We start from the raw sequence: 26,810 nt of genomic DNA on the forward strand, positions 1-26,810 counted from the left end.
TGCCGATACCGAAGGGCCTACCTTCATCTCCGCAACAGCATGGTCGCTGCCGAGCGTTCCGTCTTCTACATCAGAACCCCATCCAGTTCCCTTCAGGACACACTAACCCGTACAGTGAATCCCAGTTCAAGACCCTTAAATATCGGCCGGACTATCCGGGGTCGTTCGAGAACCTGCAGGCGGCCCGTGCCTGGTGCCGGCGATTCTTCGACCACTACAACAACCACCATCGCCATTCCGGGATCGGGATGCTCACCCCGACGGTCGTCCACCACGGCCTGGCCGACAGCGTCCGCCAGGCCCGCGCCGCGGTCCTCGACGCCGCCTACGCCGCCCACCCGGAACGGTTCATCCGCCGGCCCCCGACCCCACCGAAGCTCCCGGCACCCGCCTGGATCAACCGGCCACCGGACGAGGAGCAACCAGACCCGGAACCGACGAGTGTCGGATCTGGCCGTGTCACCGTTCGCGATGCCGCTATCACTGCTGCACGGAGAGGTCCGCGTTGCCTTCGCCGGGCGCACGTCCACCGAGGAACAACGGGATCCGCGCCAGTCGCTGATCCGCCAGCTCGGCCGGGCCAAGTCGGCGCTGCCCGAGTCCTGGATGATCGTCGCCCACTTCTACGACGTGGAGTCCGGACGCAAGGAGTTGGCGGAGCGCGGCCACGGCGCCGACGTCTCCCGCTTCGACATCCCGATCCCGCGGGACGGCGGCATCGACGATCTCCTCGCCGAGGCCGCTCATCCGAACCGCCGGTTCGATGTGGTGATCTGCGAGTCGATGTCAAGGATCGCCCGGCGGATGTTCGAGAACCTCTCCATCGAGCGTCAGCTTGAGCGCGCCGGGATCCCGCTGTTCGCCTGGAACGAGCCGATCAAGATCGACGGGCCCCGAGCCTCGCAGATCCTGCAGCGGCGGATCAACCAGTCCGTCGCTGAATATGAGGTGTGGAACACCCTGGAGAGTTCCTGGGGTGGACTGTGCACCCATGTCCGGGACGGCTGGAACATCGGCAAGGCGCCCTACGGCTACCGGGCCAAGAGCTACCGGCACCCCAACTCGGCCAAGGCCGACCGCGGAGCGACGAAGAACCGGCTCGAGCCGGACGGGGCACGCGGGGAGACCGTCACCCAGATCGCACACTGGCGCTACTACCGGCAGCTCGGCTACGGCGCGATCGCCGAGCAGCTCAACACCGATCTTGAGCGCTATCCGCCACCCCAACCAGTCGGCGGAGCCCACCAGGCACGGGGGGCCTGGTCCAAGTCCACGGTGTCCGACCTGCTCCGTAATCCCAAGTACACCGGCTATCAGGTGTTCAACCGGCGGGCGAGTCGCTCCCGGCACGGGGCGGTCAACGAGCCGGAGAAATGGGTCTGGTCACCGCAACCCGTCCACGAGCCGCTGATCCCGAAGTGGATGTTCGACGAGCTCAACGCCCGGCGGCAGGCCAGGCGGGGTTCCCGGGCGGGAAATGCCCTCAACGCCCATCCCGCGGCCCTGCGTACCTATGTCCTCCGAGGCATGATCCTCTGCGCCTGTGGGCGGCGTATGTCCGGTAATCTCCGCCGACCCGGGAACCCCGTCTACTACATCTGCTGGCCGAAGGCGAACAACCGGGGGCGCGAGGACAAACTGGCCGACCATCCCAGAACGGATCGCATTCGAGAGGACGTCCTGCTCGGCGCGATCGCGACCTTCTACACCGAGCGGGTGTTCGGCCGCAGTCGAGTGGCTCTGCTGACAGCCGAGCTGGCGACCTATGACGACCGGGCCGCCCAGGAACGGGCAGCCGAGAGAAACAGACTCCAACGCAAGGTCGACGACCTCGCGCGCAGGCAGGACAACATCCTGCGACAGGCGCAGGAAGGAGACCCAGCTGACCCGTTCACCCAGGGACTACGACGCAACTACAACGACCTCGACGCGGAACGCACCGCCGCACTGGCGAGAATCGAGGACCTTGACACGGCGGAGGAGTCCGAACCAGGCCACGCTGGCCCCGACAGCCTGAGGATGCTGTACGTGCCCCCGGCAGGATTCGAACCTGCGCCACCGCCTCCGGAGGGCGGTGCTCTATCCCCTGAGCTACGGGGGCTCGGGGCTGACGCGACTTACGTTACCAGGAGGGAACGGCGGATCGTGCGACCGGGTCGGCCGTAAGCTTCCGGTGTGTACCCCGCCGCCCCCCGGATCCTGGTCGTCGACGACGACGCGGTGATCCGTCAGCTTGTGGTCGTGAACCTCGAGTTGGAAGGATTCGAGGTCCACACGGCGGTCGACGGTGTCGACGCCCTGGAGATGGCGCGGGAGGTGGACCCGCAGGTGATCACCCTCGACATCATGATGCCGAGGATGGACGGCTGGGACGTGGCCGCCCACCTGCGCGAGGATCCCGTGACCGCCAACATCAAACTGATCATGCTGACCGCCCGCGCGCAGGAGGCCGACGTCCGCCGCGGCTCGCGGATCGGTGTCGACTACTACCTGACCAAGCCGTTCGATCCCGACGAGTTGATCACTGTGGTGCAGAGGTTGGCGGCGGGTCAGCCGGTCTGACCGGCGCGGTGGGTCGGCGGCCGGCGCCGGTGTGCTGCCGCGCCGATAGCATCGCGACATGACCCCCGCCGATCTCGCCGATGTCATCCTCGCGGCCATCGGTCGCGCGGTCGCCGACGGCGACCTGGACGTGACAGTGCCGAGTGCCGTCACGGTGGAGCGTCCGAAGAACCCCGAGCACGGGGACTACGCGACTCCGGTGGCGCTGCAGCTCGCCAAGGCCGCCCGCCGCCCGCCGCGCGCCGTCGCCGAGGTGCTGGCCGGTCGTCTCGCCGCCGAGAGCGCCATCGCGCGCGTCGACATCGCCGGCCCCGGCTTCCTGAACCTCACGCTGGCCGGCTCCGCGCTGGGTGAGATCGCCCGCGGCGTGGTCCGGGCGGGGGCGAGCTACGGGCACGCGGCCAAGCCGCGTGACGTGCGGGTCAACCTCGAGTTCGTCAGCGCGAACCCGACCGGGCCGGTGACGCTCGCCTCCGCGCGCTGGGCCGCCGTCGGCGACGCGATGGCCCGGATCCTCACCGCGGCCGGGTTCTCCGTCGGCGCCGAGTACTACGTCAACGACGCCGGTGTGCAGATCACCCGGTTCGGCGCGTCCGTGCTGGCCGCGGCGGTGGGCGGGGAGATCCCGGCGGACGGCTACCACGGCGCCTACGTCGCGGAGATCGCCGCCTCGGTGCTGGCCGACCGGCCGGACCTGCTGGACCTGCCGGCCGACGAGGCGCTGGCCGCGGCGGCGGGGACCGGTCTGGCGCTGATGCTCACCGAGATCCGGTCCACACTGGAGGGCTTCGGGGTCCATTTCGACCGCTGGGCGTCGGAGAAGGAGCTGCACGACGCCGGCGCGCTCACGGCCGCCGTCGACGACCTGCGGGCGCAGGGGCACGTGTTCGACTCCGACGGCGCGGTGTGGCTGCGCACCACCGACTTCGGCGACGACAAGGACCGGGTGCTGGTCAAGAGCGACGGCGAGACGACCTACTTCTGCGCCGACGCCGCCTACTACCGCGACAAGCGGGGACGCGGCTTCGACCAGCTCGTCTACCTGCTCGGCGCGGACCACCACGGCTACGTGGCCCGGCTGAAGGCCATCGCCGCCTGCTTCGGCGACGACCCGGCGACCAGCCTCGACGTCATCATCGGCCAGCTGGTCTCGCTCACCCGGGCCGGCGCGCCGGTGAAGATGTCCAAGCGGGCCGGGACGTTCGTGACCCTGCACGACCTCGTCGACGCGGTGGGGGTCGACGCGGCCCGCTACTCGCTGGTGCGCTCCTCCCTCGACTCGGCGATCGAGCTCGACCTGGACCTGGTCACCCGCCAGACCAGCGACAACCCGGTGTTCTATGTCCAGTACGCGCACGCCCGGATCAGTTCGCTGCTGCGGGGCGCCGAGGCGCTCGGGCTCGTCGTCGCGCCGGACAGCGCCGACGTCGCGCTGCTCACCCATTCCCGCGAGGTCGACCTGCTGCGTTCCCTCGGCGAGTTCCCGCGGGTGGTCGAGGCCGCCGCGGCCCTGCACGGCCCGCACCGGGTGGCCCGCTACCTGGAGGAACTCGCCGGCATCTACCACCGGTTCTACGACGCCTGCCGGGTACTTCCCCAGGGGGACGAGCCGGCGGGCCCGCTCACCGACGCGAGGCTGCTGCTGGTCGCGGCGACCCGCGTCGTGCTCGCGAACGGGCTCGGGCTGCTCGGCGTCAGTGCGCCCGAGCGGATGTGAGGGCGGGCGAGGCATGACGTCGGCAGCGGCACATCGACCGCCCGCGCGCCGCGGCGCGGCGGCGCGGGCAGGCACCCGCAGGCAAGGCACCCGCGGGCAGGCCCGCAGACAGGCAGAGGCGATATGAGCGACACCGACAACCCGACGTCGGCAGGCCGGGCGACGACAGCTTCGGCGGAGCCCGGGGCGGGTGCCCTGGAGGAGAACCTCTGGCCGGCCACGGCCGCGATCGACCCCGACGGCGTGCTGCGGATCGGCGGCGTCCGGGTCGACGCGCTGGCGGAGCAGTTCGGGACACCGGCGTACATCCTGGACGAGGCCGACTTCCGGGCCCGCTGCGCGGCCTGGCGGCGGTCGTTCGCCGACTGTGACGTCTATTACGCCGGCAAGGCGTTCCTGTGCCGCGCGGTCGCTCGCTGGGTCGAGGAACAGGGCCTGAGCCTCGACGTCTGCACCGGCGGCGAACTGGCCGTCGCCCGCTCGGTCGCCTTCCCGCCCGAGCGGCTGCTGTTCCACGGCAACAACAAGTCCGTCGCCGAGCTGCGGGCCGCGCTCGCGTACGGCGTCGGGCGGATCGTCGTCGACTCCTTCGCCGAGATCGACCGGCTCGCCGCGCTCGCCGCCGAGGCGGGGGTGCGCCAGCGGGTGCTCATCCGGGTCACCCCGGGCGTGGAGGCGCACACCCACCACTACGTCTCCACCGGCCAGGAGGACCAGAAGTTCGGCTTCTCGCTGGCCGGCGGCGCGGCCGCGCAGGCCGTCGAACGCGTCCTCGCCGCGGACGGCCTGCACCTGGTCGGCCTGCACGCGCACATCGGCTCGCAGATCTTCGACACCGCGGGCTTCGGCCTGGCCGCGCACCGCATGGTCGGCCTGCTCGCCCGGGTGCGGGACACCCACGGCTTCGAGCTGCCCGAACTCGATCTCGGCGGTGGCCTCGGCATCGCCTACACCGGCGAGGACGCCCCGCTCGACGTCGACGACGTCGCCGAGCGGCTGGCCGCCGTGGTGGGCAAGGAGTGTGCCGCCGCGGGGCTGGCCGTGCCCCGGCTGGCCGTCGAACCCGGTCGCGCCATCGCCGGCCCGACGACGGTGACCCTCTATGAGGTCGGCACGGTCAAGGAACTGCCCGGCCTGCGCACCTTCGTCAGCGTCGACGGCGGAATGAGCGACAACATCCGCACCGCGCTCTACGACGCCCGGTACACCGCGCGGCTGGTCTCCCGACCCGGTGCGCCCACCCCCGGGGTGGTCACCATCGTCGGCCGGCACTGCGAGTCCGGCGACGTCGTGGCGCACGACGTGCCGCTGCCGGTGGACGTGCGTCCCGGCGACCTCGTCGCGGTGCCGGCCAGCGGTGCCTACCACCGGTCGATGGCGAGCAACTACAACCACGTCACCCGCCCGCCGGTCGTCGCCGTGCGCGACGGTGCCGCCCGGGTGATCGTCCGCCGCGAGACCGAGGAGGACCTGCTGCGTCTCGACACCGACCCGGAGGCCGAGCCAGCCCCGATCCCGGCGACCTCCCCGGGCAGCTCCGCCGCGACCCGCCCGGCGGAGGCCCGATGAACATCGCGCTGCTCGGATGCGGAGTGGTCGGCAGCGAGATCGTCCGGCTGCTGCGGACCAGCGCCGACGACCTCGCCGCGCGGGTCGGCGAGCCGCTGCGGCTGGCCGGGATCGCGGTGCGCCACCCGGACCGGGTCCGCGACCCGGACATCGACCCGGCGCTGTTCACCGCCGACGCCGCCGGGCTCGTCGCCCGCGACGACGTCGACCTGGTGATCGAGGTGGTCGGCGGGATCGAGCCGGCCCGCGGGTGGCTGCTGGCCGCCCTGCGGGCCGGTAAGCCCGTGGTCACCGCCAACAAGGCGCTGCTGGCCTCGCATGGCGCGACGCTGCATGACGCGGCCGCCGCCGCCGGCACGGACCTGTACTACGAGGCCGCGGTCGGCGGGGCGATCCCGCTGATCCGGCCGCTGCGGGAAAGCCTGGCCGGCGACCGGGTGCGCCGCGTGCTCGGCATCGTCAACGGCACGACCAACTTCGTGCTCACCCGGATGGACGAGACCGGCGCGTCGTTCGCGGAGGCGCTCGCCGAGGCGGGCGCGCTCGGGTACGCGGAGGCCGATCCGTCGGCGGACATCGACGGCTTCGACGCCGCCGCCAAGGCAGCGATCATGGCGCAGCTCGCCTTCCACTCCCCGGTGACGATCGACGACGTGTACCGCGTCGGCATCGGCGACGTCACCGCCGCGGACATCGCCAGCGCCCGGGAACTCGGCTGCACGGTGAAGGCGCTGGCCGTCGCCGAGCGGTCGGCGGAGACCGAGGGAATCAGCGTCCGCGTCCACCCGGCGATGATCCCGCGCACCCATCCGCTGGCCGGGGTGCGCGAGGCGTTCAACGCCGTGTTCGTCGAGGCCGAGGCAGCTGGGCAGCTCATGTTCTACGGCCAGGGCGCGGGCGGTGCGCCGACCGCCTCCGCGGTGCTCGGTGACGTGGTCGCCGTGGCCCGCAACCGGCTCGCCGGACGGCGCGGCCCAGGTGAGTCGTCCTACGCGGCGCTGCCTGTGCTGCCGATGGGCCGTACCGTGACGAGGTATCACGTGAACCTCGATGTCACCGACAAGACCGGCGTGCTTGCGACGGTCGCCAGTGCCTTCGCGCGTCACGATGTGTCCATCAGGAGCGTCCGTCAGGACGGCCGCGGCGATGACGCGAGCCTCGTCCTGGTGACCCATGCCGCCCCGGACGCCGCACTGTCCGCCACCGTCGAGGAGCTTCGCAGCCTCGCGGGGGTGCGGGCGGTGTCCGGCGTGCTCCGGGTCGAGGGAGGTGAACCGTGACCACGGCTTCGTCCATGTCAACGGCGTCCATGTCAACCGTGTCCGGATCGACCGGGTCGGGGCCGACCACTGTGGCCGGTCCGGCCGTGGTGGGGACGGGCACGGCCACGTCGACCGAGCGGTCGCACCGGCCGTGGCGGGGCATCATCGAGGAGTACCGGGACCGGCTGCCGGTCGACAGCACCACCCCGGTCGTCACTTTGCGTGAGGGTGGTACCCCTCTCGTGCCCGCGCCGCACCTGTCCGAGCTGACCGGCTGTGAGGTTCATCTCAAAGTTGAAGGGGCGAACCCGACCGGTTCGTTCAAGGACCGCGGCATGACGGTGGCGATCAGCCGCGCCGTCGGCGCCGGCTCGCAGGCGGTGATCTGCGCGTCGACCGGCAACACGTCGGCGTCGGCCGCCGCCTACGCCGCCCGCGCCGGCATCACCTGCGCGGTGCTCGTCCCCAGCGGGAAGATCGCGCTGGGGAAGCTTGCCCAGGCGCTGGTGCACGGCGCGCGGCTGCTACAGCTCGACGGGTCGTTCGACGACTGCCTGCGGGTCGCCCGCGAGCTCGCCGACACCTCGCCCGTCACGCTGGTGAACTCGGTGAACCCGTTCCGCCTGGAGGGGCAGAAGACGGCCTCCTTCGAGATCGTCGAGGCGCTGGGCCGGGCGCCCGACGTGCACTGTCTGCCGGTCGGCAACGCCGGCAACATCACCGCCTACTGGCGGGGATATCTCGAGGAGGACAAGCGCGTCGGCTCGGGCCGGCCGCGGATGTGCGGGTTCCAGGCGGCGGGTGCCGCGCCGATCGTGCGCGGCGAGGTGGTCACCTCGCCGCAGACGATCGCGACCGCGATCCGCATCGGCAATCCGGCCTCCTGGGACTTCGCCGTCGACGCGCGTGACTCCTCCGGCGGCCTGATCGACGCCGTCAACGACCGGCAGATCCTCTCCGCCTACCGGTTGCTCGCCACCCGGGAAGGCGTGTTCGTCGAGCCGTCCAGCGCGGCCAGCGTCGCCGGCCTGCTGCTGGCGCGCGCCGACGGTCGGATCGAGGCGGGCCAGCGGATCGTCTGCACGGTCACCGGCAACGGGCTCAAGGACCCCGAGTGGGCGATCAGTGGTGCCAAGAAGCCGGAGACGATCCGCCCGACCGTCGCGGGTGCCGCCGAGGCACTCGGGCTGCGAACCTCGTGACGACGCGGGCGCCGGCCCGCCGCGTCAGGGTGCGGGTGCCCGCGACGAGCGCGAACCTCGGCCCCGGCTTCGACTCCTTCGGCCTGGCCCTGGCCCTGTACGACGAGGTCGAGGTGGAGCTGACCGGGGCTGGCCTGAGCGTCGACGTCGTCGGCGAGGACGTCGTGGCGCAGGACGAGACACATCTGGTGGTTCGGGCGATTCGGGCCACTTTCGACGCGCTCGGGCGTACGCAGCCCGGGCTCGCGCTGCGCTGCGTGAACCGGATCCCGCACGGGCGGGGGCTCGGCTCCTCTGCGGCGGCGATCGTCGCCGGCATCACCGCCGCGGCCGCGCTGGCCGAGGTTGGGCTGGCCGAGGTTGGGCTGGCCGCGGCAGCTGGGCCGGCCGTGGACACCTCGGCGGCGGCGCGGACCGGGTGGATGCTCCGGCTGGCGAACGAGCTGGAGGGGCATCCCGACAACGTCGCGGCCGCGCTGGCGGGCGGGTTCACCGTCGCCTGGCAGGATCCGGCCGGCGCGTCGAGCCTGCGGGTGGCGCCGTTCGAGGAGCTACGGCCGGTGGTCTTCGTGCCGACGTTGCGGCAGTCCACCGAGGCGTCGCGCGGTGCGCTGCCGCAACGGGTCCCGCTGACCGACGCCGCCCGCACGGTGGGCCGGGCGACGCTGCTCGCGCTGACGCTGGCCGCGACCGAGCCCGCCGCCGTCGCGCGGCGGGCGGAACTGCTGCTGCGGGCCACCGAGGACTTCCTGCACCAGCCCTACCGGCTGCCGTCCGCGCCCGCGACGGGCGCGCTCGTCGGCCGGCTGCGTGAACTGGGAATCCCGGCGACGCTGTCCGGCTCCGGTCCGTCCGTGCTCGCGCTCGCGGTCGGCGGCGGGCAGGCCGCCACGGCGGTGGGCGTGGCGGGCGCGGAGTTTTCGGTCGTGCCGCTGACGGTCGACCTCGGCGGCGCCCGGGTTGACCGCCTCGACTCCCACTGAGGACGCGGGCCGCCCGCAGGGTAATAGCCCCATAAGGGGATCTTACGGACGGACGGTTCGCCGACTGAGCCCTTGGTCGCGGTGATGTGTCACATCGGGAAGTCCTGACGTCTCAAGGTTGTTGCCGAGGTGTCTGCCGCTGGATAGTCTGGTGACTGCACCCGCTGCCACCGCGGCGCGTGCTCGCTCCCGCTGCATCGCTCTGGCTCTGCCAGATGGACCGTGGTTCGGGACTCCGGTGTTACGGCCTCGTCGTCGTTGCCTCGGCTCCACACCGGCACACCTGGGCGGGATCGGCGAGTTCGCTCGCGGCAGTCGGCCGCTGGCGCCGTAGACGGGCGCACCTGTCGCCCATCCGGTGCTGTACATCCCCTTCATCCGGCATCTGTGTGCAGGCGAAGAAGGTTCAGACGCTACGCCCGGCTCGTCTGTCGAGCCAGTTCCTTCAGGGAAGGAAAACCTTGAGCGACACCACCAACGTGCTGCCACCGAGCGCACGTGAGTCTGCGGCGCCCGCAACGCCCGCGACGCCCCACGAGGGCGGGCTGGCGGCTGCCGGCGCGTCCGCAGACGCCCTCGCCTCCGCGCCCGCGGTCGAGAACGGCAGCGCCCGGACGAGCCGTGGTTCGCGGCCGGCCGACGAGCCCTCCGCGGCAGCCGCGGCTGCGGCCGCGGCCGGGACTCGCCGGCGTCGGCAGGGCACCGGGCTGTCCGCGATGCTGCTGCCGGAGCTGCAGGCGATGGCCCAGTCCATGGGCATCCAGGGCGTCGGCCGGCTGCGCAAGGGCCAGCTGATCGCCGCGATTCAGAATCTGCAGAACGACGCCGCGGGCGGTGCCTCGGCCCCGGCCGCGTCCGGCGCGTCGCAGGCCCCCGCCGAGTCCGCGCCGCCCGCCGACATCCCGGCGCCGAGCGACGCGCCGGCCCCGGCGCCCACGCAGGCTCGCCAGTCCGGCGACGCCGCCGGCACCCCGGCCGCCGCCGGCAACCCGACGCGGACCCGCACCCGCCGGGGCGCCTCCCGCGGGGTAGCCAGCCCGGCCGCCGAGCAGCAGACCCTGCCCGGCGCAACCGGTGACACGGCCGTCGAGACCCGCCCGGCCGCCACCGCGGCGCCCGCGCAGGCGACTGCCACTGCCACCGCCGCCGCGCCGGTCACCGCGCAGGCGGCCGCTCCCACCCAGCAGGCGCCCGCCGCGGGCCGCCAGAACGAGGGAACCTCCCGCGGTCGCGAGGACCGGCGGGACCGCTCCGGAGAGAACTCCCGCTCCGGCGGCGACTCGCGTTCCAGCGAGGGCGGGCGCGCGGGCGGCGAGGCCGGCGAGCGTGGCGGCAACGACCGCCAGGGCTCGGACCGCCGCCCGGACCGTTCGGACCGCCCGGACCGTTCGGACCGGTCCGAGCGTCCTGACCGTTCCGAGCGCGCGGACCGTTCCGAGCGCGCGGACCGACAGTCGGGTGACCGGCCCGGTCGCGGTGAGCGCGCGGACCGGTCGCAGGGGGACCGGTCGGCCAACCAGAACGGCCAGAGCGGCCCGAACAGCCAGAACGACGACGACTTCGCCCGCGGGCGGCGGGGCCGCTTCCGCGAGCGGGGCCGCAACCGCGGCCGTGGCGGCCAGGCCGGCCCGGCCGAGAACGAGCCGGTGGTGCGCGAGGACGACGTCCTCGTCCCCGTTGCCGGCATCCTGGATGTTCTGGACAACTACGCCTTCGTCCGGACCAGCGGGTACCTCACCGGTCCGACCGACGTCTACGTCAGCCTGGCCCAGGTCCGTCGCAACGGCCTGCGCCGCGGCGACGCCATCACCGGCGTCGTGCGGGCGCCGCAGGAGGGCGAGCAGCGCCGGGACAAGTACAACGCGCTGGTCCGGCTGGACACCATCAACGGGATGGAGCCGGAGGAGGCCCGCGGTCGGCCGGAGTTCACCAAGCTGACCCCGCTGTACCCGCAGGACCGGCTGCGCCTGGAGACCGAGCCGCACCTGCTGACGACCCGGGTCATCGACCTGGTCATGCCGGTCGGCAAGGGCCAGCGGGCGCTGATCGTCAGCCCGCCGAAGGCCGGCAAGACGATGGTGCTGCAGTCGATCGCCAACGCGATCACCACGAACAACCCGGAAGTCCACCTCATGGTCGTGCTCGTCGACGAGCGCCCGGAGGAGGTCACCGACATGCAGCGGTCGGTGAAGGGCGAGGTCATCGCCTCGACCTTCGACCGCCCGCCGGCGGACCACACCAACGTCGCCGAGCTGTCCATCGAGCGGGCCAAGCGCCTGGTCGAGCTCGGCCACGACGTCGTCGTACTGCTCGACTCGATCACCCGGCTGGGCCGTGCCTACAACCTGGCCGCCCCCGCCTCCGGCCGGATCCTCTCCGGTGGTGTCGACTCGACCGCGCTGTACCCGCCGAAGCGCTTCCTCGGCGCGGCGCGGAACATCGAGAACGGCGGCTCGCTGACGATCATCGCCACCGCGCTGGTCGAGACCGGCTCGACGATGGACACCGTCATCTTCGAGGAGTTCAAGGGCACCGGTAACGCCGAGCTCAAGCTCGACCGCAAGATCGCCGACAAGCGCATCTTCCCCGCGGTCGACGTCGACGCCTCCAGCACCCGCAAGGAGGACATCCTCCTCGCTCCGGACGAGCTCGCGATCATGCACAAGCTGCGCCGTGTGCTGCACACCCGGGACAACCAGCAGGCGCTGGAGCTGCTGCTCGACCGGCTCAAGCAGACCCGGACGAACTACGAGTTCCTCATGCAGATCGCGAAGACGGCTCCGCCGCAGGACTAGTGCCGGGCGCCTCGACCAGCGTGGGGCGGACCCGCCGCGGGCGGGAACACCCCGGCCGGTCGCGGCGTTCGGATCGGCGGGGCGCGGGCCGACGGCTGCGGCGTCCCGCTCTGGCAGACTGGAACGGACCGGCTCCGGTTCACGCCCTCCACACGGGACGGCGACCCGGCGGCCATATCGAAAGAGGGACCATGAGGCCTGACATCCACCCGACCTACCACGAGACGACCGTGACCTGTACCTGCGGGAGCACGTTCACCACCCGCAGCACCAAGGACAACGGCGTCGTGAACGCCGAGGTCTGCTCGCAGTGCCACCCGTTCTACACGGGCAAGCAGAAGATCCTCGACGTCGGCGGGCGGGTCGAGAAGTTCGAGCGCCGGTTCGGCCGGCGGCGCCCCGGCGAGAAGGTCGGCGGCGCCAAGTAGCGCGGTCGCGGCGCCCGTCCGGATCCCGGACGGGCGCCGTTTGCGTCCTGGGGCGGTCAGCGCCGTCCCGACGTCGGGACCCGAAGCCTCGGGTTCCCGAAACCCTCCGGCTCCCGGGAGAGCGCGGCGTTTCCGGGGCCGAGACGTGCGAAGAGGAAACACCATGACGTCCCCGCTCGACGGCCTCGTCGCGGAGCATGCCGAGATCGAGGGGCAGCTCGCCGATCCGGCGGTGCACAACGACCCCGCGAAGGCTCGCGCCCTCAGCCGCCGCTATGCGCAACTCGCCCCGGTCGTCGACCTGGCCCGGGAGCTGGAGCGGGTCACGGACGACCTGGCCACCGCCCGCGAGCTCGCCGCCGAGGACGCCTCCTTCCGCTCCGAGGCCGTGGAACTCGACGCCGAGCTCGCCGGGCTCAACGAGCGGGTGCGCGCGTACCTGGTGCCGGTCGATCCGGACGACGCCCGCGACGCGATCCTCGAAGTCAAGGCCGGCGCGGGCGGCGAGGAGTCGGCCCTGTTCGCCGGTGACCTGCTGCGGATGTACCTGCGTTACGCCGAGCGGCGCGGCTGGAAGACCGAGATCCTCGACGCCAACCCGTCGGATCTCGGCGGCTACCGCGACGTCAGCGTCGCGGTGAAGTCCCGCGGCTCGTCCGGTGACGGGGTGTACGGCCGGCTGCGGTTCGAGGGCGGCGTGCACCGCGTGCAGCGGGTGCCGGTCACCGAGTCGGCCGGGCGGATCCACACCTCCGCGGCCGGCGTGCTGGTGCTGCCGGAGGCCGAGGACGTCGACGTCGACATCGACCCGAACGACCTGCGCATCGACGTGTTCCGCTCGTCGGGCCCCGGCGGGCAGAGCGTGAACACCACCGACTCGGCGGTTCGCATCACCCACCTGCCGACCGGCGTCGTGGTGTCCTGCCAGAACGAGAAGAGCCAGCTGCAGAACAAGGAGTCGGCGCTGCGGATCCTGCGCGCCCGGCTGCTCAGCGCGGCGCGGGAACGGGCCGAGTCCGAGGCGTCGCAGGCCCGCGCGAGCCAGGTGCGCACCGTCGACCGCTCGGAACGCATCCGTACGTACAACTTCGCCGAGAACCGCATCGCCGACCACCGGGTCGGTTACAAGGCGCACAACCTCGACCAGGTTCTCGACGGCGAGCTCGACGAGGTGCTCGACGCGCTCACCGCCGCCGACCTCGAGGCCAGGCTGGCGGCCCAGTCATCGTGACCGGTCCCGCGGCGACCCGCGGACCCCGCTCCGCGGCGCCGGTGCCGGCAGCGGCGGGGCTGGCCGCGCTGCTCGCGGACGCGACGGAACGACTACGCCTGGCCGGCGTGGCGAGCCCGCGGGCCAACGCCGAGCAGCTCGCCGCCTTCGTCCTGGATGTCCACCGTTCCCGGTTGGTGCTCGTCACCGAGCTACCGGCCGCCGCCGCCGAGCGGTTCGCCGAACTGGTGCGCCGGCGGGCGGCCCGGGCGCCGCTGCAGCACCTGACGGGCGTGGCGGGCTTCCGCTACCTCGACCTGGCCGTCGGTCCCGGGGTGTTCGTCCCGAGACCGGAGACGGAGTCGGTGGTCGGCTGGGCGATCGACTGGCTGCGGAACCGCGCCGGGGCCGGGGCCGGGGCCGGCGCGGGCCCGGTATGTGTGGATCTGTGCGCTGGTTCCGGCGCGATCGCGTTGTCCCTGGCCAGCGAGGTGCCGGGAGCCCAGGTGCACGCCGTCGAGGTGGACGCGGCGGCGCTGGCGTGGTTGCGGCGTAATGTGACGGCCAGCGGCCGGGCGGTCGAGGTGCACGAGGCCGACGTGCGCGCCGAGCCGCCGGCATCGCTGGCCCGGCTGGCCGGCTCGGTCGACCTGGTCGTCAGCAATCCGCCGTATCTGCCCGACGCCGATCGGGCCGCGGTGGAGCCGGAGGTCGGCGAGCACGATCCGGCGCTGGCATTGTGGGGCGGCCCCGACGGCCTCGACGTGGTGCGGTCCGTGATGGAGCTGGCCGCGCGGCTGCTGCGGCCCGGCGGCGGGCTCGTCGTGGAGCACGCCGACGGCCATGGCGCCGCCGCCGTGGCGCTGGCGCGTGCCGACGGCCGCTGGACGGACATCGGTGACCACCCCGACCTGGCCGGCCGGGACCGTTTCATCACAGCTCGGCGCGCTGCGGCCGGCAGCGGTGCCGCGCGCCAGGATGGCGGCGCGGGCCGGGCGGCCCGCCCGGGTGACTGGAAGGACGGCTGATGCAGCGCTTCGACTGCTCCGACGAGGCCGAGCGGTCCCGTGGGCTGGAGGCGGCCGCCGCCGTCGTCGGCCGCGGGGAGCTGGTCGTGTTGCCCACCGACACCGTCTACGGTCTCGGTGCCGACGCCTTCGACAGCGACGCGGTTGCCGGCCTGCTGGCCGCCAAGGGGCGGGGGCGCACCATGCCCGTGCCGGTGCTGATCGGCTCCTGGCGGACCCTCGACGGCCTGATCGACCGGGTCACCCCGCAGGTACGGGACCTGATCCAGGCGTTCTGGCCAGGTGGGCTGACCCTGGTGGTCCGCCACGTGCCGTCCCTGCGCTGGGATCTCGGCGACGCGCGGGGCACGGTGGCGGTGCGGATGCCACTGCACCCGGTCGCCATCGAACTGCTCGGCCGGACCGGGCCGATGGCGGTCTCCAGCGCGAACATCAGCGGCCAGCCGCCGGCCGCCACCGCCGACGAGGCGCTGGCCCAGCTCGGCGGAGCCGCCGAGGTGTACCTCGACGGCGGCCCGTGCCGGAACGCGACACCGTCCACGATCGTGGACTGCACCGGCGAGGTGCCGGTCGTGGTCCGCGCCGGGGCGGTCGGCCTCGAGACGCTGCGTGAGGTTCTCCCGCTGATCCGCGAGCCAGCCGCGCGCTAGGGACCCGCCCGGGAGCCAACCCCCCGACGCCGAGTGGAGTGCGGCGGCGGGGGAGAGGACCATCGAGGCGGATCGGGTGGGACGAACGCTGGAGGTGGACACGCCATGAGCACCCCGTTCTGGGGCCCGGACTTCGGCCAGCTCGCCGACACCGACCCGGAGATCGCCGATGTGGTGCTGGACGAACTCGCCCGGCTGCGCGGCGGCCTGCAGCTCATCGCCAGCGAGAACCTGACCTCGCCAGCGGTGCTCGCCGCGCTCGGCTCGACCCTGTCGAACAAGTACGCCGAGGGCTATCCGGGCCGTCGGTACTACGGCGGCTGCCAGGTCGTGGACCGGGCGGAGGAAATCGGGATCGCCCGGGCAAAGGAACTTTTCGGCGCCGAGCATGCCAACCTTCAGCCGCATTCCGGCGCGTCGGCGAACTTCGCGGTGTACGCGGCGTTGCTGAAACCGGGGGACTCGGTGCTCGCGATGTCGCTGCCGCACGGCGGTCACCTCACTCACGGCAGCAAGGTGAGCTTCTCCGGAAAGTGGTTCGACGTCGCCGCCTACGGCGTGCGTGAGGACACCGAGCTCATCGACTACGACCAGGTTCGGGACCTGGCCCGGGAACACCGCCCCAAAATGATTATCTGTGGTGCGACGGCCTATCCCCGCCTGATCGACTTCGCCGCGTTCCGGTCGATCGCCGACGAGGTCGGTGCCTGGCTGATGGTCGACGCGGCGCATTTCATCGGCCTCGTCGCCGGTGGGGTGATCCCGAGCCCGGTGCCCTATGCAGACGTCGTCAGCTTCACCACCCACAAGGTGCTGCGCGGCCCGCGCGGCGGAATGATCCTGGCCCGGGAGGAGCTGGCGGCCCGCATCGACAAGGCGGTGTTCCCGTTCAGCCAGGGCGGCCCGCTGATGCACGCCGTCGCCGCCAAGGCGGTCGCGCTGCGTGAGGCGGCCACCCCCGCCTACGCCCGGTACGCTCGCCAGGTCGTCGCCAACGCCCAGGTTCTCGCCGACGGTCTCGCGGCCGAGGGCATCAGGCCGGTCGCGGGTGGCACCGACACCCATCTCGCCCTGCTCGATCTGCGTGAGCTCGACGTCAGCGGGCGGGATGCGGAGGCTCGGTGCGGCGCGGCCGCCATCACCCTGAACAAGAACGCGATCCCCTACGACCCGCGGCCGCCCGCGATCTCCTCCGGGATCCGGGTGGGCACCCCGGCGGTCACCACCCAGGGCATGGGCGAGGACGACATGAAGGAGATCGCCACGCTGATCGCCCGGGCGGTGCGTGATCCCGCGGCGGCGCCGGAGGTCGCCACGGCGGTGTCCGTGCTCGTCGCGAGACATCCGGCGTATCCCCGGTAGGGGGCCCGCGCGGCGGTCCGGACGTAAGACCTGCAGCAGTTCCCGGTTCCATTCTCCTCGGCGGTGGGAGTTCCCGAACGGTGCGCGAGTACCTGCTCGTCTTCGTGGTCTCAGCGGCGGTGACGTTTCTCGCGACACCGCTGGCCAGGGCCTTTGCTCTGCGCATCGGCGCCGTCGCCGGGGTCCGCGCCCGGGACGTGCACGCCACCCCCACCCCGCGCCTCGGGGGACTGGCGATGCTCGCCGGGCTCTACGCGGGCCTGGAGGTGGCGGACCGGTTGCCGTTCCTGTCCGTGGTCTCCCAGGACTGGTCGGAAACCCGCGCGGTCCTCGTTGCCGGAACCCTGATCTGCCTGCTCGGCGTCGCGGACGACCGCTGGGAGCTGGACTCGCTGACCAAGCTCGCCGGCCAGGTCGCCGCCTCCGGAATCATGGTTCTGCTCGGCGTCCAGTGGTCTTTCGCCATCAACCGGGACAGCGAGACGACGCTCAGTCTCGGCCCGGAGACGGCGGTCCCGCTGTCGATCCTGGCCATCGTCGTCATGATCAACGCGATGAACTTCATCGACGGCCTGGACGGGCTGGCCGCGGGCGTGGCGGCGATCGCGTCGCTCGCGACGTTCTACTTCGCCTACGAGATCGCGGTGATCGACGGGTTCTACCGGGCGTCGCCCGCGGCCCTGCTCGCCGCGGTCACCGCCGGAGTCTGTATCGGCTTCCTGCCGCACAACTTCAACCCGTCGCGGTTGTTCATGGGCGACTCCGGCTCGATGCTCATCGGCCTGCTGTCCGCCGCCTCGATGATCTCCGTTACCGGCCAGGTCGCCTACGGGGGTTACGCTGGACCCTCCCGGTCGTATCCGTCGCTGATTCCGTTGGCGATCCCGCTGGCCGTCCTTGCGGTTCCGTTTCTCGATCTCGGGCTCGCGGTCATCCGGCGGACCCGGGCGGGCCGGTCACCGTTCGCGGCCGACAAGATGCATCTCCACCACCGCATGTTGGAGATCGGCAATTCGCACGTGAGGGCGGTTCTCTTCATGTATTTCTGGGCGGCTCTGGTCGGGTTCGGCGGGGTCGCGGCGTCGTTCTCCGCGTCCCCACTGCCGATCCTCGTCGCCACCGTCGGGGTCGGGCTCGCGGCGCTGCTGGCGCTGCTGGTCCGCACGCAGAAGTCGGCGCGGACATGATTGTGCCGGCGGCCCGGGTGATCCGGCTCGGCCTGGTGCTCACCGCCGCGCTCGCGCTGCCCGCGGTCGGCCTGTGCGCGATCCTGCGCGGCGGGTCCGGCGCCGCGAGTGCGGCGCTGGGGCTGGGAATCGTCGTGGTGTTCTTCAGCGTGAGCAAACTGGCGGTCGGCGCGGTCGCCCGGCGGGCGCCCCAGCATCTGCTGGCCGCCGCGCTCGGCACCTACATCTTCAAGATCGCGGTGCTCGGCGGGCTGCTGCTGTCCATCCAGGACAGCTCCGCCCTCGACCTGCCGGCGCTCGCCTGGACGATCTTCGTCGGCGTGTTCGTCTGGATGGGCGCGGAGCTGTGGGTCGCGACCCACACCCGGGTGCCGTTCTACGACCCCGACCGCCCGGGCGCGTGGGATCCCGCGCACCGGCCGCCGGCGTGACGAGCGCTGGATCGGACGGTCCCGCCACCGGTGGCGCGGGCCGGCGCTCGCCCAAACGTGCCCCCGCTGACGGAATTTCCACCGGGTCGGCCGGGCCCGCCGAATCAGCGAAGGATCCCGGCTCGCCCGGTGTCCCCGGCCGCCGCGGTGGGCCGAAGGCCGCCGGGCCGCCTGCCGCCGACACGCCGGTCCGCCGCGCCGCCCGGTCCGGGAGGCCCGTCCGGTCGGCGCGGCTCGTCCAGTCCGCGAGGCCGGCCCGGTCCGCGCGGTCCGGCCAGCCAGCCCGGCCCGCGAGCTCCACGCAGCCTTCGGAGGCCTGGAACATCTTCGGAACTCTGATCGCGGGGATGGCGTTCTGGGGATTGGTGGGGTTCGGCGCGGACCGGTTGTTCGGCTTTCGGGCGCTCTTCCTACCGATCGGGCTGGCTCTGGGCATCGCCGCGTCGATGTATCTGGTGATCTACAAGGTCACTCGCCGTTAGCCCGCTTGGCTAGGCGGCTGACCCTTTTGTCGGTGTTTTTGGGTGAGTGCGCCAGTCGTCCCGCGCGGAGCTTCCGATAGTCCCGACCTCCGCGCCCCGAATGGACCTGAGCGTTCCCGCCGGGTGGACCTAGGTTGTCGACCATTGCCGGCTGTTCGATGGGTGCGGTCGGTCGGATTCGTCGGGATCTCACCGGCCAGCGGGAAATCTGCCGCGAACGTCCGCCCACTCACGCCTTCGGGCAGTCATGACCTCGCAGGTCATCGACGGGGCGGCCGATATCGGTAACAGTGGGGACAGGCGGTGCATCGACGAAGGGAGTAGCGGTACGGTGGCGGAAGGTGCACATCCCGCCACGAAGTCGACCCACGGCCGACGGTGGGCTGCGAGTCGAAACGGGACGTCATGAGATGGTCACGCAATGTGGAAACGTCATCAACGGAGTGAAACCCCCGGACAACGCGCACATGAACCAGGGTGAACCTCGAACCGAGTTCGTGCCTGTGGCGTGCCGGTGTGGATAGTATCGCGGGCAACAGGGCGCCGGCCCGCCGACACCCATCCGGGTTCGGCGCTGGCGGAGTGCTCTTCGAAGCGCTGCCACCGGTTGGCAACGGGTCGTTCTTCGGTGTGGGCGTGTCGTGCGAACCCGGTAGGGTGGTGGCAATCTGCTGCCGGCGCGGCGAGCTCGCTGAGCCGTGGGTGCCTTACTTAACTGATCATGGAGGTGTTAGCTGTGCCGGTCCTCGCTGATGAGGGCTTCCAGGGCCCCACCAAGGAGGTCTTCCAGACCCCGCACTGGTTCGACATCGGGATCGGCTCGGCCAACTTCTATCTCAACAAGGCCACCGCACTCACGATCTTCGCCGCCGCATTTGTTGGTGTGATCTTCTGGCTGGGTTTCCGTCGAGCTAAAATCATACCTCGCGGGATCCAGAACCTGTGCGAGTCCGCGTACGACTTCGTCGATCTGCAGATCGCCCGCGGCGTGATCGGGGAGCAGGGCGCCAAGTACACGCCCTACCTGCTGGTTCTGTTCAGCTTCGTGCTGGTCAGCAACTCCCTCGCGGTCATCCCGGGCGCCCAGTTCCCGGCGACCGCGCGGGTCGCGGTGCCGATGGTCCTGTCGATCATCACCTACGTGATGTTCAACTACGCCGGGATCAAGGCCAACGGCGCCCGCGCCTACTTCAAGGAGATGGTCGACCCGGCGCCGACGGCGCCGTTCGGCATCCGGCTGATCCTGGCCCCGATCGAGGTCCTCTCGACACTCATCGTGCGGCCGTTCACGCTGGCCATCCGACTGTTCGCGAACATGTTCGCCGGCCATCTCCTGCTGCTGGTCTTCTCGCTGGGCGCGGACTACCTGCTACCCAAGCCCCCTTACGTGATCGGCGTCCTGTCTCTGCTCGTGGCGATCGTCCTCACCGCGTTCGAGCTTGTCATCGACGCTCTCCAGGCGTACATCATCACCATTCTCACCGCCGCGTACATCGGCGGCGCGATGTCGCACGGAGAGCACGAGGTTGCTCCGTCCGAGGATCTCGCCGAGCACGCCCCGGTGGGCGTGCCCGTAGCGGCGCACGCCTAGTTTCCCTTCCTCCCTTCCTGCACCGGCCGTGTACCGGTGCCCGACTGAATAGGAAAGCACCGTGCCCGACCCCACCACGTTCTCGACCGTCCTCGCCTCGAAGGACGCTGTGACCGGCAGCCTCGGCGCCGTGGCCTACGGTCTTGCGGCCATCGGCCCGGGTATCGGCATCGGCCTCATCTTCGGTCTCGGCGTCCAGGCAATCGCCCGGCAGCCCGAGGCGGAGCAGGTCGCCTTCCGGTACATGCTGATCGGATTCGCCCTCGCCGAAGCCCTCGCGCTCATCGGCTTCGTCGTTCCCTTCGTGTTCCCGTAAATCGGCGGAGCGACCATGAGCGCAACAGCCACCTTCCTTGTCGCCGCTGCCGAAAGCGGCCACTCTGACGAGAACGTCCTGATTCCGCCGCTGAGTGAACTGCTTATCGGCACCCTGGCCTTCGGTCTGCTGGTGGCCTTCTTCTTCTGGAAGATCCGGCCGCAGATCAGCAAGGTCTACGAGCAGCGCACCGAGCGCATCGAGGGCGGGCTCGCCCGCGCCGAGGCGGCGCAACGCGAGGCGCAGGCGCTGCTCGAGCAGTACCGCACGCAGCTGGCCGAGGCTCGCGCCGAGGCCGGCCGCATCCGCGAGGACGCGCACACCGAGGGTCGTCAGATCGTCGATGAGCTGCGGACCTCGGCTCAGCGGGAGATCGCCGACATCAAGGAGCGCGCCGACGCCCAGCTCGCGGCCGACCGGGCGCAGATCGTCGCCCAGGTTCGCCGGGAGGTCGGTGAGCTCGCGATCGACCTGGCCTCGAAGATCGTCGGCTACCAGGTGGAGAGCAGCACCACCCAGACCCGCATGATCGACGACTTCATCGCCGCGCTGGACAACTCGGCTGAGGGCGCCGCCGTGGCGCCGGTCGGGCCGGGGGGCTGACGGTGGAGGGAGCCTCGAGGCACGGGCTCGCCGCCGCGCGGGCAACACTCGACCAGGTCATGGCGACGGCGCCCGGGACAGTCGCCGGCGCGGACGCTGGTCGGGTGGCGGGCGACCTGCGAGCTGTCGCGGAGCTGCTCAGCAGTGAGCCGACCGTGCGCCGGGCGCTCACCGACCCGGGCGCGCCGGCGACGGCGCGCACGGAGCTCGCCACCCGGCTGCTCGGCAGCCAGCTCGCCGGGGAAAGCCTGGCGATCGTGCACACCGCGGTCAGCTCGCGCTGGTCGCGACCAGGGGACCTGCGTTTCGCGCTGCACGAACTGAGCGTCGAGGCGCTGCTGGTCGAGGCCGAGCGGGACGGCTCGCTGGAAGAGGTCGAGGACGAGCTGTTCCGGTTCGGTCGCATCCTCGGCCAGAACCCGCAGCTCGCCCTGGCCCTGACCGACCCGGCAGCGCCGGCGGAGGTCAAGGACGCGCTGCTGAGCCGGCTGCTGGCCGGTCGGGCCCATTCGGTCACCGTCCGGCTTGCCCAGCAGGCCGCGGCGGACCGCGTGCACGGCGACGTCGAGCGGCGCCTGGCGGACTTCAGCCGGATCGCCGCCGCCCGCCGGGGTCGGGTCGTGGCGATCGTGCGGACCGCGGTGCCGTTGAGCGACGACGTCCAGGCTCGCCTGGGCGTCGCGGTCAGCCGGTACTTCGGCCGCCAGATCCAGGTTCAGGTCGACCTCGATCCCAGTCTTCTCGGTGGGGTCGTGGTCCAGGTCGGTGACGAGGTGGTGGACGGCAGCGTGCTGCGTCGTCTGGTCGCCGCGCGCCGGGCGATCCTCCGGTAGTCCGGCGGCGATGATGACCATGTCAGCGATGAACGACGAAGGACGTAAGCGATGACTGAGCTCTCCATCCGGCCGGAGGAGATCCGCGACGCCCTACGGGAGTACGTCGACTCCTTCCAGGCCACCTCCGCCGGCCGGGAGGAGGTCGGCCGGGTCGTCGTCACCGGCGACGGAATCGCGCGGGTCGAGGGCCTCCCGCACACGATGACCAACGAGCTGCTCGAGTTCAAGGGCGGCGTGCTGGGCCTGGCGCTGAACCTCGAGGTCGGCGAGATCGGCACCGTCATCCTCGGCGAGTCCGAGCACATCGAGGAGGGCCAGGAGGTCCGCCGCACCGGCGAGATCCTCGCGGTCCCGGTCGGTGACGGCTTCCTCGGGCGGGTCGTCGACCCGCTGGGTCGCCCCATCGACGGTCTCGGTGAGATCCAGACCGAGGGCACCCGTGCCCTGGAGCTACAGGCCCCCACGGTCGTCCAGCGCCAGCCGGTGAAGGAGCCGCTGCAGACGGGCATCAAGGCGATCGACGCCATGACCGCCATCGGCCGCGGCCAGCGCCAGCTCATCATTGGCGACCGGCAGACCGGCAAGACCACGGTGGCCATCGACGCGATCATCAACCAGCGGGACAACTGGACCTCTGGTGATCCGAAGAAGCAGGTCAAGTGCGTCTACGTGGCCATCGGCCAGAAGAAGACGACCATCCGCGAGGTGGTGAACACCCTCGAGGAGGCCGGCGCGCTGGCTTACACCACGATCGTCGCCGCCCCCGCGGACGAGCCGGCCGGCTTCAAGTACATCGCGCCGTACTCGGGCTCCGCCATCGCCCAGCACTGGATGTACAACGGCCAGCACTCCCTGATCGTCTTCGACGACCTGTCCAAGCAGGCCGAGGCATACCGGGCGATCTCGCTGCTGCTGCGCCGCCCGCCGGGCCGTGAGGCCTACCCGGGCGACGTGTTCTACCTGCACTCCCGCCTGCTGGAGCGCTGCGCGAAGCTGTCCGACGAGCTCGGCGGCGGCTCGCTGACCGGACTGCCGATCATCGAGACGAAGGCCAGCGACATCTCGGCCTACATCCCGACGAACGTCATCTCGATCACCGACGGGCAGATCTTCCTCGAGTCGGACCTGTTCAACCAGGGTGTCCGCCCGGCCATCAACGTCGGCACCTCGGTGTCGCGAGTGGGCGGCAGCGCGCAGACCAAGGCGATGAAGTCCGTCGCCGGCCGCCTGCGCCTGGACCTGGCCCAGTACCGCGAGCTGGAGGCGTTCTCCGCGTTCGGCTCCGACCTGGACAAGGCCTCGCGCGACCAGCTCGCCCGAGGTGCCCGCCTCGTCGAGCTGCTCAAGCAGCCGCAGAACCAGCCGTACCCGATCGAGCGCCAGGTCGTGTCGATCTGGGCCGGCACCACCGGCAAGCTCGACGACGTGCCGGTCGGTGACGTGCGCCGGTTCGAGTCGGAGTTCCTCGACCACGTCGGCCGTAGCTCCGGGCGGATCTACGACTCCATCCTGGGCTCCGGCAAGCTCGGCGACGACACGATCGCGGAGCTCGAGTCGGCGATCGCCACGTTCAAGAGGCAGTTCACGCTCACGGACGGCACGCCGCTGGTCAACGAGGCGGCGGCGAGCCCGCTCGACCGTGCCGAGGTGGGCCAGGAGAGCATCTCGGTGCACCGGCCCGCGCCGCGCAAGCCGGCCGAGGGCTGATCCATGGCGGGGCAGCTTCGTGAGTACCGCCGGCGGATCCGTTCGGTCCAGTCGACAAAGAAGATCACCAAGGCGATGGAGCTGATCGCCGCCTCCCGGATCGCCAAGGCGCGGGCCCGGGTCGCGGCGGCCCGCCCCTACGCCGAGGAGATCACCCGGGTGATCGAGGCGGTGGCGTCGCAGACGACGATCAGCCACCCGCTGACCACCGAGCACGCGCAGGCCACCCGCGCCGCGGTCGTCGTGATCACCAGCGACCGCGGGCTGGCGGGCGGCTACAGCTCGAACGCGCTCAAGCGCACGAACGAGCTGATCGAGCTGCTGCGCTCGGAGGGCAAGTCGGTCGAACTGCACGTCGTCGGCCGCAAGGGAGTGGGCTACTACCGCTTCCGTGACCGGGCGATCGACGGGGAGTACACCGGCTTCTCCGAGCAGCCGTCCTACGGCGACGCCAAGTCGGTAGCGGACGCGCTGATCTCCTCGTTCGTCGCGGCCACCGAGGACGGCGGTGTGGACGAGATCCACGTCGTCCACACCGAGTACGTCTCGGCGCTCACCCAGACGCCGGTCGCGCGGCGGCTGTTGCCGATGGTGCTCACGGAGACCGACCAGCCGCCGGCCGGTGGTCCGCTGCCCCAGTACGAGTTCGAACCGTCCGCGGAGGCGGTGCTCGACGCTCTCCTGCCCCGGTACGTCGAGAGCCGGCTGTACGCGGCGATGCTGGAGTCGGCGGCCTCGGAGTCGGCGGCGCGGCAGCGGGCGATGAAGTCCGCGACGGACAACGCCGAGGACCTCGCCCGCAGCTACACCCGGCTGGCGAACCGTGCCCGCCAGGACGCGATCACCCAGGAGATCTCCGAGATCGTGGGCGGCGCGAACGCCCTGGCCTCGGCCTCCTGAACGGGAACGGCCGGCTTGTCATCGCCTTGTTCGCCACATTGGGTGACACTGAGGTCGGAGAGTCCTCGCGCGGGAGGGTTCCGACCCGGCCAGCGCGACCGGCCATGACGTAGAGCGACCACAACCTAGTAGGACGGCGCGGACAGGTGCGGCGGGCGGGGACGATCCCGCCGCACCGGGCGCGTCGGAGGTGCCAGAGAACGGCTAGCCCGAGGCTGCGGCGACGGGCAACGATGGGAAACTGAGGACGCCATGACCGTCACCACCAGCTCGCCGGCCCCGGCGGAGGGCCGGGCTCCGGGCGTCGGCCGGGTCGCCCGAGTCATCGGACCGGTCGTCGACGTGGAGTTCGCGCCGGACGAGCTCCCCGAGATCTACCAGGCCCTCGAGGTCGATCGCACGATCGGCGGCCAGACGCTGACGCTGACGCTCGAGGTCGCCCAGCACATCGGTGACAACACCGTGCGGGCCATCTCGATGCAGCAGACGGACGGCCTCGTCCGTGGCGCGCCGGTGCGCGACACCGGTGCGCCGATCTCCGTGCCGGTCGGCGACGCCACCAAGGGGCACGTGTTCAACGTGCTCGGCAACCCGCTCGACGTGGACAAGGTCGACGCGGAGACGCGCTGGCCGATCCACCGCACGGCCCCGGCGTTCGACCAGCTCGAGTCGAAGACGGAGATGTTCACCACCGGCATCAAGGTCATCGACCTGCTCGCGCCGTACGTGCGCGGTGGGAAGATCGGCCTGTTCGGCGGTGCCGGCGTCGGCAAGACCGTCATCATCCAGGAGATGATCCGCCGGGTCGCCAAGGAGTTCGGTGGCGTCTCGGTGTTCGCGGGCGTCGGCGAGCGCACCCGTGAGGGCAACGACCTGTTCCTCGAGATGACCGAAGCCGGCGTCATCGAGGACACCGCGCTCGTGTTCGGCCAGATGGACGAACCGCCGGGCACCCGGCTGCGGGTCGCGCTCGGCGCGCTGACCATGGCCGAGTACTTCCGGGACGTCCAGAAGCAGGACGTGCTGCTGTTCATCGACAACATCTTCCGGTTCACCCAGGCCGGTTCCGAGGTGTCGACGCTGCTCGGCCGGATGCCGTCGGCCGTGGGGTACCAGCCCACGCTCGCCGACGAGATGGGTGTGCTGCAGGAGCGGATCACCTCGACCCGCGGTCACTCGATCACCTCGCTGCAGGCGATCTACGTCCCCGCGGACGACCTGACCGACCCGGCGCCGGCGACGACGTTCACCCACCTCGACGCCCAGACGGTGCTCGACCGGGCCATCTCCGACCTGGGCATCTACCCGGCGGTCAGCCCGCTCGACTCGAACTCCCGGATCCTCGACCCGCGCTACATCGGGCAGGACCACTACGACACCGCCCGCGAGGTCCAGCGGATCCTGCAGCGCTACAAGGACCTGCAGGACATCATCGCCATCCTCGGTATCGACGAGCTCTCCGAAGAGGACAAGATCCTCGTCAACCGGGCCCGTCGTATCCAGCGGTTCCTGTCCCAGCCGTTCTTCGTGGCTGAGCAGTTCACCAACATCCCCGGCAAGTTCGTCCCGCTCGACGAGACGATCGACTCGTTCAAGCGGCTCACCAAGGGCGACTTCGACCACCTGCCCGAGCAGGCGTTCTTCATGTGCGGTGGCATCGAAGAGGCGGAGAAGAACGCGGAGAACCTCTGATGCCGATCCGGGTCGCGATCGTCTCGCCCGAGCAGGAGGTGTGGTCCGGCGACGCCGACATGGTCGTCGCCCGGACCACCGACGGCGACCTCGGCGTGCTGCCCGGCCACGTGCCGCTGCTCGGGGTGCTCGTCCCCGGCGGCACGGTCCGGATCAAGACCGGCGGTCGGGAGATCGCCGCGGAGGTCGACGGCGGCTTCATCTCCGTCACCCGCCAGGGCGTCAGCATCCTGGCCGAGACGGCGACGCTGAACGGCTGAACGGCGGAACATCTCCAACCGAGCACACGGGCGCGCT

Annotated in this window: 24 protein-coding genes, 1 tRNA gene and 1 pseudogene; 25 read left to right on the forward strand and 1 reads right to left on the reverse strand. The window is 71.4% G+C overall.

Features of this window, described 5'->3' with window-relative positions; genetic code table 11:
• Positions 1-80 precede the first annotated feature (80 nt).
• Entirely contained in the window at positions 81-839 is a 759-nt protein-coding gene (locus MXD60_RS29935; RefSeq protein WP_368861237.1) for an integrase core domain-containing protein, read from the forward strand.
• Positions 727-1,689 (forward strand): annotated as a pseudogene (locus tag MXD60_RS29940) (recombinase family protein); the annotation flags it as partial. The gene MXD60_RS29935 and the pseudogene MXD60_RS29940, both read left to right, overlap by 113 nt.
• Positions 1,690-2,029: 340 nt before the next feature.
• Here MXD60_RS29940 and MXD60_RS16115 read toward each other — a convergent pair.
• A tRNA-Arg gene (locus MXD60_RS16115) sits at positions 2,030-2,101 on the reverse strand.
• Positions 2,102-2,175: 74 nt separating this feature from the next.
• Between MXD60_RS16115 and MXD60_RS16120 the strand changes: the two genes are divergently transcribed.
• From MXD60_RS16120 to MXD60_RS16230, 23 genes are all read left to right on the forward strand, one after another.
• The gene (locus MXD60_RS16120) at positions 2,176-2,562 is read left to right on the forward strand and encodes a response regulator transcription factor (protein WP_248819998.1); all 387 of its coding nucleotides are present in this window, start codon (positions 2,176-2,178) and stop codon (positions 2,560-2,562) included.
• Positions 2,563-2,620: 58 nt separating this feature from the next.
• Positions 2,621-4,279, forward strand: coding sequence for an arginine--tRNA ligase (gene argS / locus MXD60_RS16125; protein WP_248820000.1), 1,659 nt, complete (start codon positions 2,621-2,623; stop codon positions 4,277-4,279).
• A gap of 123 nt (positions 4,280-4,402) precedes the next feature.
• Positions 4,403-5,848: a diaminopimelate decarboxylase gene (gene lysA / locus MXD60_RS16130; protein ID WP_248820002.1), complete on the forward strand. Its 1,446-nt coding sequence runs from the start codon at positions 4,403-4,405 to the stop codon at positions 5,846-5,848.
• Positions 5,845-7,128, forward strand: coding sequence for a homoserine dehydrogenase (locus MXD60_RS16135; RefSeq protein ID WP_248820004.1), 1,284 nt, complete (start codon positions 5,845-5,847; stop codon positions 7,126-7,128). Before lysA ends, MXD60_RS16135 begins: the two co-directional genes overlap by 4 nt.
• Before the next feature lie 29 nt (positions 7,129-7,157).
• A complete protein-coding gene (gene thrC, locus MXD60_RS16140; RefSeq protein WP_248820006.1) occupies positions 7,158-8,312 on the forward strand; it encodes a threonine synthase in 1,155 nt (384 codons plus the stop codon).
• Complete coding sequence (locus MXD60_RS16145) at positions 8,309-9,295, forward strand: homoserine kinase (RefSeq protein WP_248820008.1); 987 nt, start codon at positions 8,309-8,311, stop codon at positions 9,293-9,295. The genes thrC and MXD60_RS16145 overlap by 4 nt, the downstream gene beginning before the upstream one ends.
• A gap of 461 nt (positions 9,296-9,756) precedes the next feature.
• Positions 9,757-12,090, forward strand: a complete 2,334-nt coding sequence (gene rho, locus MXD60_RS16150) for a transcription termination factor Rho (protein ID WP_248820009.1) — start codon at positions 9,757-9,759, stop codon at positions 12,088-12,090.
• A 191-nt stretch (positions 12,091-12,281) separates the two neighbouring features.
• The gene (gene rpmE, locus MXD60_RS16155; protein ID WP_248820011.1) at positions 12,282-12,518 is read left to right on the forward strand and encodes a 50S ribosomal protein L31; all 237 of its coding nucleotides are present in this window, start codon (positions 12,282-12,284) and stop codon (positions 12,516-12,518) included.
• Between the two features lie 163 nt (positions 12,519-12,681).
• On the forward strand, positions 12,682-13,749 hold the full coding sequence (gene prfA / locus MXD60_RS16160; protein ID WP_248820013.1) for a peptide chain release factor 1: 1,068 nt from the start codon (positions 12,682-12,684) through the stop codon (positions 13,747-13,749).
• A complete protein-coding gene (gene prmC, locus MXD60_RS16165) occupies positions 13,746-14,756 on the forward strand; it encodes a peptide chain release factor N(5)-glutamine methyltransferase (protein WP_248820015.1) in 1,011 nt (336 codons plus the stop codon). Before prfA ends, prmC begins: the two co-directional genes overlap by 4 nt.
• On the forward strand, positions 14,756-15,406 hold the full coding sequence (locus tag MXD60_RS16170) for an L-threonylcarbamoyladenylate synthase (RefSeq protein WP_248820017.1): 651 nt from the start codon (positions 14,756-14,758) through the stop codon (positions 15,404-15,406). Before prmC ends, MXD60_RS16170 begins: the two co-directional genes overlap by 1 nt.
• Positions 15,407-15,511: 105 nt before the next feature.
• Positions 15,512-16,768, forward strand: coding sequence for a serine hydroxymethyltransferase (gene glyA / locus MXD60_RS16175; protein WP_248820019.1), 1,257 nt, complete (start codon positions 15,512-15,514; stop codon positions 16,766-16,768).
• A gap of 80 nt (positions 16,769-16,848) precedes the next feature.
• Entirely contained in the window at positions 16,849-17,955 is a 1,107-nt protein-coding gene (locus MXD60_RS16180; protein ID WP_248820021.1) for an MraY family glycosyltransferase, read from the forward strand.
• Positions 17,952-18,386, forward strand: coding sequence for a Cg1360 family ATP-synthase-associated protein (locus MXD60_RS16185; RefSeq protein WP_248820023.1), 435 nt, complete (start codon positions 17,952-17,954; stop codon positions 18,384-18,386). The genes MXD60_RS16180 and MXD60_RS16185 overlap by 4 nt, the downstream gene beginning before the upstream one ends.
• Before the next feature lie 347 nt (positions 18,387-18,733).
• Entirely contained in the window at positions 18,734-18,868 is a 135-nt protein-coding gene (locus MXD60_RS16190) for a F0F1-ATPase subunit family protein (RefSeq protein ID WP_248820024.1), read from the forward strand.
• A gap of 721 nt (positions 18,869-19,589) precedes the next feature.
• Positions 19,590-20,459: a F0F1 ATP synthase subunit A gene (gene atpB, locus MXD60_RS16195; RefSeq protein ID WP_248820026.1), complete on the forward strand. Its 870-nt coding sequence runs from the start codon at positions 19,590-19,592 to the stop codon at positions 20,457-20,459.
• Between the two features lie 61 nt (positions 20,460-20,520).
• Positions 20,521-20,775: an ATP synthase subunit C-like protein gene (locus MXD60_RS16200; protein WP_248820029.1), complete on the forward strand. Its 255-nt coding sequence runs from the start codon at positions 20,521-20,523 to the stop codon at positions 20,773-20,775.
• Between the two features lie 15 nt (positions 20,776-20,790).
• Complete coding sequence (locus tag MXD60_RS16205) at positions 20,791-21,378, forward strand: F0F1 ATP synthase subunit B (RefSeq protein WP_248820031.1); 588 nt, start codon at positions 20,791-20,793, stop codon at positions 21,376-21,378.
• Positions 21,379-21,380: 2 nt separating this feature from the next.
• Positions 21,381-22,211 (forward strand): F0F1 ATP synthase subunit delta, encoded by an 831-nt coding sequence (locus MXD60_RS16210; RefSeq protein WP_248820032.1) that lies wholly within the window; start codon positions 21,381-21,383, stop codon positions 22,209-22,211.
• Between the two features lie 51 nt (positions 22,212-22,262).
• Positions 22,263-23,921: a F0F1 ATP synthase subunit alpha gene (gene atpA, locus MXD60_RS16215; RefSeq protein ID WP_248820034.1), complete on the forward strand. Its 1,659-nt coding sequence runs from the start codon at positions 22,263-22,265 to the stop codon at positions 23,919-23,921.
• A gap of 3 nt (positions 23,922-23,924) precedes the next feature.
• A complete protein-coding gene (locus MXD60_RS16220) occupies positions 23,925-24,821 on the forward strand; it encodes a F0F1 ATP synthase subunit gamma (RefSeq protein WP_248820036.1) in 897 nt (298 codons plus the stop codon).
• A gap of 252 nt (positions 24,822-25,073) precedes the next feature.
• On the forward strand, positions 25,074-26,513 hold the full coding sequence (gene atpD, locus MXD60_RS16225; RefSeq protein ID WP_248820038.1) for a F0F1 ATP synthase subunit beta: 1,440 nt from the start codon (positions 25,074-25,076) through the stop codon (positions 26,511-26,513).
• Positions 26,513-26,773: a F0F1 ATP synthase subunit epsilon gene (locus tag MXD60_RS16230; RefSeq protein WP_248820039.1), complete on the forward strand. Its 261-nt coding sequence runs from the start codon at positions 26,513-26,515 to the stop codon at positions 26,771-26,773. Before atpD ends, MXD60_RS16230 begins: the two co-directional genes overlap by 1 nt.
• Positions 26,774-26,810: the final 37 nt, after the last annotated feature.

It is taken from the genome of Frankia sp. AgB32 (genome assembly GCF_023243045.1).
Lineage (GTDB): Bacteria > Actinomycetota > Actinomycetes > Frankiales > Frankiaceae > Frankia.

Excerpts from the sequence above, each read along its gene's own strand:
- argS (WP_248820000.1), top strand. The coding sequence starts at position 2,621 with ATGACCCCCGCCGATCTCGCCGATGTCATCCTCGCGGCCATCGGTCGC.
- lysA (WP_248820002.1), top strand. The coding sequence starts at position 4,403 with ATGAGCGACACCGACAACCCGACGTCGGCAGGCCGGGCGACGACAGCT.
- MXD60_RS16135 (WP_248820004.1), top strand. The coding sequence starts at position 5,845 with ATGAACATCGCGCTGCTCGGATGCGGAGTGGTCGGCAGCGAGATCGTC.
- thrC (WP_248820006.1), top strand. The coding sequence starts at position 7,158 with ATGTCAACCGTGTCCGGATCGACCGGGTCGGGGCCGACCACTGTGGCC.
- rpmE (WP_248820011.1), top strand. The coding sequence starts at position 12,282 with ATGAGGCCTGACATCCACCCGACCTACCACGAGACGACCGTGACCTGT.
- prfA (WP_248820013.1), top strand. The coding sequence starts at position 12,682 with ATGACGTCCCCGCTCGACGGCCTCGTCGCGGAGCATGCCGAGATCGAG.
- MXD60_RS16170 (WP_248820017.1), top strand. The coding sequence starts at position 14,756 with ATGCAGCGCTTCGACTGCTCCGACGAGGCCGAGCGGTCCCGTGGGCTG.
- glyA (WP_248820019.1), top strand. The coding sequence starts at position 15,512 with ATGAGCACCCCGTTCTGGGGCCCGGACTTCGGCCAGCTCGCCGACACC.
- MXD60_RS16185 (WP_248820023.1), top strand. The coding sequence starts at position 17,952 with ATGATTGTGCCGGCGGCCCGGGTGATCCGGCTCGGCCTGGTGCTCACC.
- MXD60_RS16190 (WP_248820024.1), top strand. The coding sequence starts at position 18,734 with ATGGCGTTCTGGGGATTGGTGGGGTTCGGCGCGGACCGGTTGTTCGGC.
- atpB (WP_248820026.1), top strand. The coding sequence starts at position 19,590 with ATGGAGGTGTTAGCTGTGCCGGTCCTCGCTGATGAGGGCTTCCAGGGC.
- MXD60_RS16205 (WP_248820031.1), top strand. The coding sequence starts at position 20,791 with ATGAGCGCAACAGCCACCTTCCTTGTCGCCGCTGCCGAAAGCGGCCAC.
- atpA (WP_248820034.1), top strand. The coding sequence starts at position 22,263 with ATGACTGAGCTCTCCATCCGGCCGGAGGAGATCCGCGACGCCCTACGG.
- MXD60_RS16220 (WP_248820036.1), top strand. The coding sequence starts at position 23,925 with ATGGCGGGGCAGCTTCGTGAGTACCGCCGGCGGATCCGTTCGGTCCAG.
- atpD (WP_248820038.1), top strand. The coding sequence starts at position 25,074 with ATGACCGTCACCACCAGCTCGCCGGCCCCGGCGGAGGGCCGGGCTCCG.
- MXD60_RS16230 (WP_248820039.1), top strand. The coding sequence starts at position 26,513 with ATGCCGATCCGGGTCGCGATCGTCTCGCCCGAGCAGGAGGTGTGGTCC.